Genomic DNA, 12,729 nt, shown 5'->3' with positions numbered 1-12,729 from the left:
GAGCCCACCAATGTCGTCATCGCTGATTCCGCAGTGCTCGTCGTGCCCGCCTCACACGGCACGCGGGCATCGCTGCACGCCGTATTCGTCCTCGTCGCTGACCGACGCGCAATGGACGATGCTGGAACCGTTGCTGCCGCCGCCTGGCAATGCGGCGGGTCGCGGCGGACGTCCCGAAAAGCATTGCCGCCGAATGATCCTGGATGCCATCCTGTACCTGGCGCGGGGCGGGATCGCGTGGCATCAACTGCCTACCGACTTCCCGTCTCCGACCACCGTCTACGACGTGTTCACCCGCTGGGTGCGAGCCGGGGTGTGGCGACGCATCCATGACGCGCTGCGCGACCGACTGTGGGTGCAGGTCGGACGAGATCGATGCCCGACCGCGACGGTCATCGACTCGCAGACCCTGCCCGCCGCCGACACGGTGCCCCGATCCAGTCGCGGATGGGACGGCGGGAAACGGACGAATGGACGCAAGCGACACATCGCGGTGGATCTGACCGGGCTGGTGCTGGCCGTGGTGGTTACCGCCGCGTCGATCCAGGACCGCGATGCCGCGTTCCGACTACTGTCGCGTCTGCGTGACACGTTCTCCACGATCCGGCTGGTCTGGGCCGACGGAGGCTACCCCGGTCGGCTGATCGGCTGGGCGAAACAGGTTGTCGCCCTTCAGATTCAAATCATCAAACGCATCCCCGGTAGTACCGGATTCCACGTCCGGCCCCGGTTCTGGGTCGTCGAGCGGACCTTCTCTTGGATCAACAAGCACCGTCGCTGCGTCCGCGACTACGAAACCAGACCTGACCACCACGAAGCCATGGTGCACATCGCCATGATCGGCCTCACGACTCGACGACTTGCACGAATCCCATGAGTATCAGGACGCCCTCTGAGAGACCAGTACCTTCTCGATGTTGCCGAAGGTAGTCACAGCCTGCTCTCGAAACCCCTCCGGCAAGATGCGCTCCTCTACTGTGCCAGCGAGATTGGGGAGCGCCGATGTTCCCGAGACGTGGAGAAAGTCGCCGATTCGAACCGCTCGACCAAAATGGCCGGCAGGCGCGGCCAAACTCGGCGGATTCACCGCAACCACCGCCCCGTTTTTCGTATCTGTCTTCCCCACTGGTGTTCCTCTCCAGATCCTCGTTCGATCAGCTCTCGGATATGACGGGCAACCCGACCGACGAATTCTCGTCGGTTCCGGGGTGCCGGCCGAGAATGTTCACATGCAACTCGATCTCTGCTCGAATGCCGTTGTCGGATCGATTCGCCGAGACTTAAGGTTCATTCATCGGACAGGTCGACGTCTAGTGAAAAACCCCAGACTCTTCCCCCGCGATTTGTGGAATACCCAGAAGTGCCGTGGTCTCGACGCGGGACTAAGGCCCGCACAGTCCCACTCCTCCGTACCGCAGCGAAACCACTTCTGCTTCACGACACAGGCTAAAGGCAACTGATTCCAATAACCCCGTCCCAATAACCCCGGCGGGGATGCACATAGCTGCACCGAAGCCAACTCCATCCTCGGAGAACAGCCGTCAAAAGAGGCGAAAGCTGCACCAGAACAATGCATTCGATATAATCAACCAACGCCGCTTCATCTCGACATCGCGTCCGTGACCAAGCGAGAAGAAGACGTCGAAGTTCTCGTACCATGGTAAACCCTGTGTGGACCCGCGGCGCCGAAGATGCTGCGCAGAGCGGTATTGGATCAGTTGATCGGCCATCGACTGATTCAAGCCCTCGACGTTCTCGTCGAAATCGGCATCGAACGTGTCGGGCGAGAATGTGTAGACCGCGGCAAGCGCCGACGGCGCCACACGAAGGACCTCAGCCGTGACGCCTTCGTCCACCCAGGCGATGTCGTCCGTCTTTGCGCCGACTTTGAAAAAGGCGATAACTGCGAGGATCGCAATGGCGATCGTTGCGACCCACAGGATCGCGACACGGCGCAAAGATACCGGATAGGAGCACTGGAGGCACGAAAAAAAGTGCTGGCTGCCCGGAAGGTGAGGGCAACGAGCATTTCAAAACATTTTGTGTCCCGGGGCATGGTCGCCTGGGGTGGTGCATGCACCCGTTCGCGTTTGGCATTGATTCCCGAAGTACAGTCGATGCTCGATTCTTTCGACAGCGTGACGCCGAATTGTCCGCCTTTGTTTAAGGACGTGGACGAATGTGGCGCCCGCCCAGTTGGTTGCGCGCAGAAGCTCTGGACCACGCACTCAATTACAGATTGCAGGCTTCGAGTAGCCGATCGGCGCACACAGCAAAGAAGGACCCGCATCCTCCCCCGCGGCGGCAAGGTAGCCGAGTAGCCGCCGGCTTCCGGGTTTGCGGTGAGGATGCGAGTTTGTAGCTCAAGTCCATTGCATTCATAGCGGCCGCTCGACACACGCGAAGCCTGTCTATTCAAGCGCTTTCGCGGTGATCCCTTGCATGTTCACCACACAGGCGGCTGCGGTCGGACGAGCCAAGGCCGATAGGATATTTGTTGTGCCGCAACACGTCCCAAGGTCAATCGATGCCAACCATCCTGGTTTTCTGAGCGATCTGGAGTACTAGGCGGATTGGTCGCGATGCCCCAGCTCCTCGTTCACACGCCGCGCGATCCCGCGATGAACGGCCATGATTTGTGTAGCTGGTCCTGCCAGTAGCCCCAGGAGTGTGTTCCTACCGGCTCGAAGTCCACCACGCCCGGGATTTTCAGTTCGTACAGTCGCTTCGCCATGTTCGATGTGCATAGGTTTGTCGATGCTTCGATCACTCCACCGACGATGATCTGGTTTTCGGTGTACGCACGTCCGTCACTCAGGCGCGGGTTCAGAAATGTGTCGTTCGGAATCCCCGGTAGCCCATTTCCAGTGCTCATATAGATGGGCGTACCTCGTAGTTTCTCCGCATTCACAAAGGGGTCGTGTTCGACCCACCCGGGGCGGTCTAAGGGCCCCGCATATTTGTGATGTCTTCGATTCCGCCGATCCACTCCGTGGTCGTGCGAACGAATGCCTGCCCGAGCGGATCACTGGTCTGCGCACATCCGCTGAATGCGGCGACCGAGCTGTAGAAACCAGGATGTTCGATCGCGAGATTAAGCACTGAGGTTCCGGACATCGAGATAGCGGAGATCGCCTGTTTGCCGTTGGAGTTCAATCTTTGTTGAGCAATGGAGGTAATTCTGTGCCCAGGAATGTCGACCACTGATTACGGCCTGCCTGAGGATCGTCCTTCTCCCAATCGGTGTAATACGACAGTCGCCCGCCAACCGGAGTCGCTACGTTCACGTTCTTGTCAACGAAGAAGTCCACGACGTCAGTCTGGCGCTGCCATGTTGAGGAGTCCTCGCCGCCGCCCGCACCGTTGAGTAGATACAAGATTAGCCGTGGCTCGGCGGGGTCTGCTGCCGTGATGACCTGAATCGGAATTTTCCGGTTCATCGATGCTGCATAATCATTGACGATAAGTTGACGGTCGTTCACCTTCTCAACGGACTCCACAAACGAGCTGTTCTTCGACCGACGATGTGCCGCCTGTCTTAGCCGGCGCGGCTTGGGCGATTCCGGCCACGCCCAGAGAGCAAGCGACCGCGAGAAACTCCGGCCTGCGTCGCGCGCCACCAGATTGCCGTTTTTCGAATCAAGATCTCGATACCTTTCGGTTAATACATACCTCTGATCGCTATATCCACGACCACTTGTGAATCGATTCCGATGGGGCATTCGTTACGCGCCTACACACACTTGAAGCAGTGAAGAATTCGTAAAATTACTGAGTGTCTTGCTAATTGGCCTAACGAATCGAGATCGCTGCCGACCAGCGTGTTGATTGGCTGGTCGGCATAAACGTGCCCAGCGCCAGTCTGTGGGCATTCGGCTTCAGCGGTTCGGCATTTGTGCCTCAATCCCTGAGATCTACGTTCTCAGCCCTCTCCGGGGGACGCTCGAATTGCACGCGGGTACGGAGCACGTTCTGGCCGAACAATTCGATCCGCCACTAGTTGTCCGCAGAGGTTGAGGACAGGCGAAAACGACGGACTTTACCCACGCTGGTGCGAGGTAATTCGTCGATCAGCGCCCATCGCCGCGGCCGACTCGACGGCGCGAGGTTGGCTAGTGCCCAACCGTCGAGGTCCGCGGTCGAGGGTGGGGTCGATGGGTCGCGGGCGACGATGTAGGCGACCGGCACGTGGTCGCGAACGGGATCAGCTTCCGAGACAACCGCGGCTTCGAGTACTCCAGGGGCTTGAGCGACCGCCGCCTCAATTTCGGAGAGGCTGACGTTTTCTCCAGCGACTTTGATGACGTCGTCGATCCGGCCGACGAACCGCATGACGCCCTCTTTGTCGCGTGCCGCCAGATCACCTGTGTACAGCACAGTGGTGCCGTCTATGTCACGAAGTGTGTGTTCGGTATTCTCCACATCGTCGAGGTAGCCGTCGAAGAGATCGACTCCCCGGACGCCTTCTACGGCTACGACGCCCGGGCATCCCACGTTCACATCCTTACCCGTCTCGGGGTCGATCAACCTGACGGTCCGCCCGGTCAGTGGTGTTCCGATGACATCGTTCGCCGGGGTCTTTGAGAGGTCGGCTGTGATCACTGCGGTGGTCTCGGTCATGCCGTAGAGCTGCCGCGGTCTGCAACCTACGAGGTCGGCGAAATCGGAGTAGTGCTCGCGCCCGAGGCTTTGCGCGAACCAGACGTGTTCGAGCGACAGGCGCGAAGCCTGATCTCTCAGCCGGGAGAGGATCATGCGGATCGGTGCGGCGAACAAACTGGCATGGGTCACTTGCAGCGATGCGGCTTGATCGGGCCACCGCGACGCGGAGAACGATCCGGTCAGAGCCACCGAACCGCCCACGGCGATTGCTGGGCCGATGCAGTAGTACTGGGCGTTGGCATGGAACAACGGGAGCGTGACGAACCACCGGTGGTTCGATTCGAGTCCGAGAATCTTCGCCATTGTCACGGACACGTAGTGGTAGTTGTTCTGGGTCAGGGCCACCCCTTTCGGTGCCGAGGTCGTACCGGAGGTAAACATCAGCGCGAGACGATGTGACGGATCGGGTGACATTTCGTTCTGCTTCGCAACTGCGGAACCCGGCGCACGGAAAACGGTGTGCGGTTGCCCTGCTTCTTCGTCGACGTCGATCATCCGAGTCAGAAGATCCGAAGCTCCGGTTGTGTACGTATCGGATCGCGCAGTGCCGCAAAAACCGACGACTGCGCCGGTGCGACGGATCTGAGCGTTGATTTCGCGCGCCGGCGACGCCGGGTCGACAGAGACGATCCACGTGCCCACGCGTGCGGCGGCCAGCCACAGCACGATGAATTCCGGACAGTTCTTGAGTGCCACGTGTATCGGTGCGCTCGCGTTGGCACCGAGCTCACGGAGAAGACACGCCGCCGATTCGACCAGTTCGTCGAATTCGCTGTAGCTCCACGTGCGGGTGTGACCGTCGGGGAGCTGATAGATCAAAAAGGGCGATGCGGGGTGTGTCCGGACAGCATTGCGCCACAGTGCATCGAATGTCGGCTTCGGGTCGATCATTTGGTGCCCTCCAGGTCCATGAGGCCGACCTTGGCGAGTTCGGCTTCGGTGGCAAGATTCTTGGCGTCGGCGATGTCGATGGTTTCCAGAGCCAGTCCTTTGGTCTCTCGCGCGGCGATCACCGCGATGAGTGTCAGAGCACAGGAACCGGCGAGGTACCACGCAATCGGCACGCCGGAGTTGAATCGGTCGAGCAGTGCAACGGCGATGATCGGTGCCAGCGAGCCGGCCACGATGGATGTGACTTGGTAGCCGAGTGAGACACCTGAATAGCGCATGCGCGTCGGGAACATCTCTGCCATGATTGCCGGCTGCGTCGCGTACATGAACGCATGGAAGACGAGGCCGATGATGATGGCCAGCATGATCACGACATTGGGGCCGCTGTTGAACATCGGGAAGGCGAAGAAGCCCCAGGTTCCCGCTGTCACGGCACCGAACATGTAGACCGGGCGGCGTCCGATTCTGTCGGCCAGTTTGCCGACGAGGGGGATGACGCAGAAGTGCACCGAGTGCGCGGCCAGCATCCACCACAGGATTGTTTGAGTATCGGTGCCTACTTCGACCTTGAGGTAGGTGATGGTGAAGGTGACGACGAGGTAGTACATGACGTTCTCACCGAAACGCAGTCCCATGGCAGTGAAAACTCCACGGGGGTAACGCTTGACGACCTCGAACACTCCGTACGACGCGGCTTTGATGACTTCGGCTTGCTTCTGTGCCTCGAGGAAGATCGGCGCGTCGGTGACTTTCGTTCGAATGTAGTAACCGACGAAGACGATTACAGCGGAGAGCCAGAAGGCAACTCGCCAGCCCCAACTCAGGAATGCCTGATCGGACAACGTGGTGGTGAGAACGAGTAGCACGATGGTGGCGAGGAGGTTGCCTGCGGGCACGCCCGCCTGCGGCCAGCTCGCCCAGAATCCACGACTCCTGTTCGGGCTGTGTTCTGCGACCAGTAGGACCGCGCCTCCCCATTCGCCGCCGACGGCGAACCCCTGAATAAAGCGCAGTGCGACCAGGAGCGCGGGGGCCCAGTAACCGATCTGCTCGAATGTCGGGAGGCAGCCCATCAGGAAGGTGGCGCCGCCGACGAGTACGAGACTGAACTGCAGCAAGTTCTTTCGACCGTACTTGTCGCCGAAGTGACCGAAGACGATGCCGCCGAGGGGGCGTGCGACGAAGCCCACGGCATAGGTGACGAAGGCGGCGAGGATCGCGTCGAGTTCGCTGGTACCGGCGGCGAAGAAGATCTTCGAGAACACCAGTGTGGCAGCAGTTCCGTACAGGAAGAACTCGTACCATTCGACGATGGTGCCCGCCATCGAGGCACCGACAACCTTCTTCAAACCGGTGGGCGCTCCGTCCGGTTCGGGTTTGTGAACGGTTTGACTGGAAGACATTGATACACCTCGGCATGCTGGCGGTGGGCGATGAGCGCGTGGATACCGCTCAAAGCGGAATTTGTGACGTGAGACACCACTGTGGCCTGTGCGGGTAGGCACACGCAATAACCAAAGAGAGACACTCACTGTGCAAATATGTTCACATGCGAAACCGTGTGAGCTCGGACGATCTGCTGATCCTGCTCGAAGTCGCCCGCTCGGGTCGCTTCACCCGAGCTGGTGAGTTGTTGGGGCTCAGTCACACCACCGTCGCACGTCGTATCGCTGCGATCGAACGGGCATTGGGCAGCAAAGTCTTGATTCGCACAGCGGGAGGTATGGATCTGACCCCGCTGGGGCGCCGGGCCCTTGCTGCAGCCGAGGAAGTGGAAGGCCTACTGTCCACTTTGGAAGCTGAACCCCTGGACCGGGCGATCCTCGAAGACGTCGTCCGACTCTCCGCCCCAGACGCATTCACCGTCCGCGTGGCTGCTCCGGTAGCGGCGAAACTCCGTCGAGCTCATCCGGGAGTCTCGGTCGAGTTAATCTCAGCGACCCGGCGGGCAGCAATTCAACGGTCGGGCTTGGACATCGAGATCGTCGTCGGTGAGCCGCGGGTACTTCGTGCGGAAGCCATCAAGATCGGCTCGTACGAGCTGGGGCTGTACGGCAGCACCCAGTATTTCGAACGCTTCCGTCGGCCAACGGCTCTGGAGGACCTCGAGGACCACGGACTCGTCTATTTCATTACATCGATGCTGCAGATCGATGATCTTGACGTCGGTCGACGCTTTGTACCCAACATGACGGATGCAGTGACCTCCACGAACGTTTTTGCACACATCGAAGCGACCAGAGGAGGAGCCGGTCTCGGGCTTCTTCCCACCTTCCTGGCTGATGATCACTCGGACCTCGAACGCGTCCTGGAAACCCTGATCACTGTTCCGCTCGACTACTGGCTCGTCACGCGAGCTGAAGCACTTCGCCGACCTGCCGTAGCGGCCGTGGTCACGGCGCTTCGACAAGATTGGATCAGCAGCGCCGCGCATGGCTGACTGCAGCAGTAATCAGCGCGAATTCATTGACCGTCCAACAGCTCCGCCGTTCCAGAACGCTACATACCCCCGCTTCGGATAATGCCCGGGCACGCCACTGATCCCTGCAGAATGTGCCACGATCGGGCATTTGTCCTCTTCGGCACCACCGGGCCGAGTGCAGTTCATTTGCGCACATCCATGGTGCAAAGTTCGCCATTGTGCCGACGCGAACCGCGGCCGAAACTGAGTGACGCCTGGAACATTGAACAAGGCGCCGACACTCGCGTCGGCCGCAATCCTGTTCTCCCGGCGAACCCATCCGGCAAGTATCGCTAGGAGAAATCGTGCCCGTCCCAACGTCACCTCGTATCGCCATTGTCACCGGATCCGCACAAGGAATCGGGGCCGCAATCGCTGAACGACTCGTGCAGGGCGGCGATCGCGTCGTGCTACTCGACTTGCTCCCCAGCGTGAGCGACACCGCCGAGCGGATCGGCGCCGACGACGCTATCGAGCTCGACGTGACCGACATTCCTACATTGCAGAAAGCGATTCGCGAGGTAGGAGACAGGTACGGATCCCTGGATACATTGGTCAACTGCGCAGGCACGTGCGGGCGAGAATCGTTCGAAGAACTCAGTCTCGCGACGTGGAATCGCGATGTGAACACGAACCTCACGGCGACCGCATTCGCCTGTCAAGCCGCAGTCTTCCCCCACATGAAGAGACAACAGAGCGGCCGAATCGTCAACATAGCGTCCGTGTCCGGAAAAGTCGGCGGGATCGGATCCACCGACGCACTGAACCGGTCCGGCGCGGCCTACGCATCGGCCAAAGCGGGCGCAATCAACCTCACGAGATGGATCGCCCGGGACGTCGGCGACTGGGGAATCACCGTCAATACCGTTGCGCCAGGCCCCATCGCATCACCTATGGCGGCCGGCGGAGACTACGGAGTCGACAGACTACCGATCGCGCGCATGGGCACACCCGCCGAAGTGGCCGGGGCAGTGGCGTACCTCGTGGGCCCCGACTCGGGGTACACCACCGGCACCTGCATGCATATAGACGGAGGCGCCGTCCTGGCCTAACCCGCATACCGACCGCCCTCGACGTCGCTCGGTATCACCGTAAGCAACGCCGCTTCAAGCGGCGAATCCGCCGGGAGAAGACAACTCGACGCCAAACGATGGAAGCCGCTGGACGATGTCAGGCGCTGGCGGCTTCTCCGTACCCGATGTCAGCTGGCAGAACTCGCTGTCCTACTTAGGAAACACGCCTTTAACGAATAAAATTAGTTAGAATCCTTGACCTGGCCGACTCCACCCCCATACTTAACGAATCACATTCATTAAGTGAGTCGAATCACGCTCGGGGGCCGGCGAGGTTCTGCCACTCCTTCCTCATCTGGAGTTCGTCTCGTGACCACCAACGCTTCCGATCGCGTTCCGCTCACCTCCTCCCGCGGCGCCCCGTCTTCAGCATCGGCGTCGTCGGATTCATCACCGCGAATCTGACGCCGTTGATGATCATCGCGATGGTCGACGACCTCGGCGCCACCGAATCCGCAGCAGGGGGCCGTCTTCACCGCCTCGCTGTTGGTCTGCGCGATCACCTGCCTGGCCACTAGCGGCCCTGGCCACTACCGGCATTGCTTCAGGCCGACACCGCCACCTCCTCGGGCGCATCGGCCTGATCGAGTTGGCGCTGTCCTTCGGAGTGGCAGCGCTGGCGCCATCGCCCATCATCGCCTACGCCGCAATCATCCTCGGCGGCATCGGCGCAGGTGGAGCGGCCGCCGTGGGCGGAGCAGCGCTTGCGGCCTTCGCCAACCCGAACCGGGCATCAAGCGTCGACGGACTGGTAAATCGTCTACTGGTCACCGGCGTCCTGGCTCTCGTACCGATTCTGGACTCCCATATGACCAATGTCTTAGGCGTGGTCGCAGTCCTGGCCCTCGCCGTTGCCGCGATCTTGACGTGGATGCCGTCGTCACCGGTCAACGACGCCCTTGACGGACTCGTCTGCTACAACCCTCATACGAAACGGATCCCGCCGCGGCAGAACTACAACTGGGCCTACCTGAGCTGAACTGCACGGAAATTCATGAAAAGCGTGTACCGCTTGTCACTGCACCGCTCGCTTGTCACACAGTCGGCGGTGAGCCACGAACTATGGCTACAACCGAACCACTGACTGTCAGCCCTCCGGCGAGGACACACAGAGCGAGCCGAATCGGGTCGCACCTGTGACCGCCGACCCGAACACTCTCGCGACACGGGATTCGGGTGACCGTAATGAAGGGGTATCTGCGCCCGTACCGCGTGAGGACCCACCAACCGGCTGTGTACTCGCCGGGGGCGGGTCCCTTGCGCAGCACGCCTAATGCGGTGGACAAACGGTGCGAATTCTCATGACCGATCCGCCTCGGAAGTAACAGTTTTCGGGCTTTTCATCGCACTGCGACAGCAGCCAGGTGAACGGTAAGTAGGTCGTCGATGCGGGTGGGGAGGTCGAGGTCTTCGCGCAGGGCCGGAATGGCGTTGACGGCTCCGGCGAATCCGGCGCAGAGGTTCCAGGCGAGCCGGTGGCCCAGGGCGGAGTCGTCGATCGTGGAGTCTGCGATGCCATCCTCGACGACGTCGCTGGTTGCGTCGACCCACCGGCGGTACGCCTGATGCGCGCCTTCGACTGCGGGTTCGAGGGTCAGCTTCATTCCGGCGCGCAGATGCACGTCGTTTTCGATCTGGTTGGCGAGGTCGAGGAAGACCGCTCGAAGCTGAGCCGATGAGGGTTCGCCGGTGGTGTCGGCTTCGGAGAATGCTTTCTCGGCGGCGCTCGTCCAACCCTGAACGAGGTGTTGGGCGATAGCTCCCTTGGATGGGAAGTGATGGAAGATAGCGCCTTTGGTGAGATTCGAGTGTGCGATCAAGCTGTTGACGCTGGCGGAGCTGTAGCCGCTGGCGTCGAAAGACTTTGCTGCTTCGGCGAGGATGGCTGCGCGGGTGGCGATCGCGCGCTGTTGCATTTGCCGTGTCATGGCGGCGGGTGCGAGTTCTGAAGGCACGTCGTTAGGATTAGTCATGGCTACAGGTCCGTTCTGTGGCTGTCGGCCCTGGCGGTGTTTGCCCACCGTCAGGGCTTCTATGGGTGTGTGAGATTCGCTCTGTGCGAGAGCGTTTGCCTGATCCGGGTAGCCCCTTGTCAGGGCTTTTCGCCGTCTTCACCTAGACGACTAGGGATATCGATGGCAGCTTTTCTGCGCAGGGCCGCCAATTCGGCTGGTGGAAATCCGTGCGGTAGTGCTCCGTCGATCACCTTGAGAAACTCGGACACCTTGATGCGGGGCTTCGGTGCCCTCGGGTTGTGGTGCCGAAGCTCGGCGACAATGTCGGTGAGGAAATTCGTTGCACGATCAGGGTCCAACCGCCAAAGCCACGCCAGAATTTTGCCGGTGTCGTCACCGATTCGCGGGTCCGAGTTTTTCGGACGGTGCTCGCGAATGATCATTTCAGCTTCGTGACAGGCAGTCGCGACAAGGAGTCGGGTAAGCACCTCGTCCGGAACGTCGGAGCGACTGGACATCAGTACCGCCTCCGACTTTCGGTGGCTTCCGAAAAATACTCTCGCGTAGGGATTTTCCACCACCTGCGCGACGAATGACGAGAAATTTGTTCTAACCTCGCTAGCGGTTTTCGTGTCATGGACCATGAAGTGACCATACGTCAATATGACCTAATTGTCGAACGTATTACGACACGCAATCAAGAACGCAATGTTGTACGTCTTTTAGTACCTCTTTGGACTGGCTGTCTGGCGTTCAACTAGCTTTTGATGAGCTGGCTCACACGTTGGAACGAGACGTCGAGGAGTCGGCCGATATCGCGCACCGGCACGTTGGCAGCTGCCATTTCGTGTGCGAGAGCGCGGGCTGATTCGACGGACGCAGACTCGTATTGTGCGGCGAGTTCTCGGTCCTGTTTGATCTTTTCGGCGCGTTCGGCCAAGTCCTGCCCCTCGGCGTCGAGTTTGACGTGAACGGAAACAGTGATGTCCGCCAACGGTTTACCCACTGACACGGCAATCAGTTCCCGTGCCATCAACTCGGCTTCACCGAGGCGGCGCGCCTGGGTCAGCCCGTCGTCTCCGAGGGCGGGGACTTCGATCATCCACCACTTCCCCTCACGGGTGACGGTCACTTCGTAGGTCTCGCTCACGCTTTCGCCTCCTGAATTGCCTTGAGCACCTTGCGGTATAAGCCTGGGGAGATGGTTCGATGCCCGTCCAGGACGCTCACGTGCACCTTTTTCGTTCTCCGATTTTCACGTGGTGTGAGAGCCTGCGGTCCGCAGTGGGATGAAGCCTGCGGTGTTGAGTTCTTTGACCACTTTGCGTGTGAGCTGATCTGCAACCATGAGGATAGTCAAATTGGTTGACTGTTTCTAATCAGTCAACCAACTAGACGAAATTGAAGAAACTCGCGTTTTGCCAGCTCACAAGCTTTTCATAGACGTCGACACGCGTGGGCCGAAGAATACACTTTGACTATCTGGTTAAAGAACCGCGCCCGACCACCCGCCGAACAGCCCTCTCCGCCGTCCCACCAGCAAAGACAAACCACAGCCTGGCGGAAGGAATCCTCCAAGAAGGCCGGCGTTCGGCGGCGCGTCAGCAGACGTCCGCCGAAGACCCAACAGGAACACCCGGTTGCGCTAGTCAACCACAAAGGCGCGCACTGGATCCGGCGCGCGCCT

Annotated in this window: 11 protein-coding genes and 1 pseudogene; 4 read left to right on the top strand and 8 right to left on the bottom strand. The window is 60.2% G+C overall.

The genetic code is table 11. The features are described 5' to 3' along the window. Positions 1-10: 10 nt before the first annotated feature. Positions 11-877, top strand: coding sequence for an IS5 family transposase (locus QMA15_RS26035; RefSeq protein ID WP_290287106.1), 867 nt, complete (start codon positions 11-13; stop codon positions 875-877). 664 nt (positions 878-1,541) lie between these two features. On the opposite strand, the gene QMA15_RS26030 is transcribed toward QMA15_RS26035, so the two are convergent. From QMA15_RS26030 to QMA15_RS26010, 5 genes and pseudogenes are all read right to left on the bottom strand, one after another. Further along, positions 1,542-1,958, bottom strand: a complete 417-nt coding sequence (locus QMA15_RS26030) for a hypothetical protein (RefSeq protein WP_290287105.1) — start codon at positions 1,956-1,958, stop codon at positions 1,542-1,544. Between the two features lie 641 nt (positions 1,959-2,599). Then, a complete protein-coding gene (locus QMA15_RS26025) occupies positions 2,600-2,875 on the bottom strand; it encodes a hypothetical protein (RefSeq protein WP_290287104.1) in 276 nt (91 codons plus the stop codon). 68 nt (positions 2,876-2,943) lie between these two features. Further along, positions 2,944-3,440: pseudogene (locus QMA15_RS26020) on the bottom strand (alpha/beta hydrolase-fold protein). Positions 3,441-3,996: 556 nt separating this feature from the next. After that, a complete protein-coding gene (locus tag QMA15_RS26015) occupies positions 3,997-5,553 on the bottom strand; it encodes a class I adenylate-forming enzyme family protein (protein ID WP_290287103.1) in 1,557 nt (518 codons plus the stop codon). Further along, the gene (locus QMA15_RS26010; RefSeq protein WP_290287102.1) at positions 5,550-6,956 is read right to left on the bottom strand and encodes an MFS transporter; all 1,407 of its coding nucleotides are present in this window, start codon (positions 6,954-6,956) and stop codon (positions 5,550-5,552) included. The genes QMA15_RS26015 and QMA15_RS26010 overlap by 4 nt, the downstream gene beginning before the upstream one ends. 146 nt (positions 6,957-7,102) lie before the next feature. On the opposite strand from QMA15_RS26010, the gene QMA15_RS26005 reads away from it, so the two are divergent. From QMA15_RS26005 to QMA15_RS25995, 3 genes are all read left to right on the top strand, one after another. Beyond that, positions 7,103-7,993, top strand: coding sequence for a LysR family transcriptional regulator (locus QMA15_RS26005; protein ID WP_290287101.1), 891 nt, complete (start codon positions 7,103-7,105; stop codon positions 7,991-7,993). A gap of 326 nt (positions 7,994-8,319) precedes the next feature. Further along, the gene (locus QMA15_RS26000) at positions 8,320-9,066 is read left to right on the top strand and encodes an SDR family oxidoreductase (protein ID WP_290287100.1); all 747 of its coding nucleotides are present in this window, start codon (positions 8,320-8,322) and stop codon (positions 9,064-9,066) included. A 610-nt stretch (positions 9,067-9,676) separates the two neighbouring features. Further along, on the top strand, positions 9,677-10,066 hold the full coding sequence (locus QMA15_RS25995) for a hypothetical protein (protein WP_290287099.1): 390 nt from the start codon (positions 9,677-9,679) through the stop codon (positions 10,064-10,066). 361 nt (positions 10,067-10,427) lie between these two features. Here the strand turns inward: QMA15_RS25995 and QMA15_RS25990 are convergent, their stop codons facing one another. From QMA15_RS25990 to QMA15_RS25980, 3 genes are all read right to left on the bottom strand, one after another. After that, positions 10,428-11,042 carry a TetR/AcrR family transcriptional regulator gene (locus QMA15_RS25990; protein WP_290287098.1) on the bottom strand — a complete coding sequence of 205 codons (615 nt, stop codon included), beginning with the start codon at positions 11,040-11,042 and terminating at the stop codon, positions 10,428-10,430. A 137-nt stretch (positions 11,043-11,179) separates the two neighbouring features. Then, on the bottom strand, positions 11,180-11,560 hold the full coding sequence (locus QMA15_RS25985) for a hypothetical protein (RefSeq protein ID WP_290287097.1): 381 nt from the start codon (positions 11,558-11,560) through the stop codon (positions 11,180-11,182). Between the two features lie 239 nt (positions 11,561-11,799). After that, positions 11,800-12,192 carry a HicB family toxin-antitoxin system gene (locus QMA15_RS25980; protein ID WP_290287096.1) on the bottom strand — a complete coding sequence of 131 codons (393 nt, stop codon included), beginning with the start codon at positions 12,190-12,192 and terminating at the stop codon, positions 11,800-11,802. Positions 12,193-12,729 lie beyond the last annotated feature (537 nt).

The organism is Rhodococcus sp. APC 3903, assembly GCF_030407755.1.
GTDB lineage: Bacteria > Actinomycetota > Actinomycetes > Mycobacteriales > Mycobacteriaceae > Rhodococcus_F > Rhodococcus_F erythropolis.
The sequence above is the reverse complement of the archived record's forward strand: the minus strand, read 5'-3'. Positions and strand labels throughout refer to the sequence as shown.

Coding starts and splice junctions, on each gene's coding strand:
- QMA15_RS26035 (WP_290287106.1), top strand. CDS start 11: ATGTCGTCATCGCTGATTCCGCAGTGCTCGTCGTGCCCGCCTCACACG.
- QMA15_RS26025 (WP_290287104.1), bottom strand. CDS start 2,875: ATGAGCACTGGAAATGGGCTACCGGGGATTCCGAACGACACATTTCTG.
- QMA15_RS26015 (WP_290287103.1), bottom strand. CDS start 5,553: ATGATCGACCCGAAGCCGACATTCGATGCACTGTGGCGCAATGCTGTC.
- QMA15_RS26010 (WP_290287102.1), bottom strand. CDS start 6,956: ATGTCTTCCAGTCAAACCGTTCACAAACCCGAACCGGACGGAGCGCCC.
- QMA15_RS26005 (WP_290287101.1), top strand. CDS start 7,103: ATGCGAAACCGTGTGAGCTCGGACGATCTGCTGATCCTGCTCGAAGTC.
- QMA15_RS25985 (WP_290287097.1), bottom strand. CDS start 11,560: ATGTCCAGTCGCTCCGACGTTCCGGACGAGGTGCTTACCCGACTCCTT.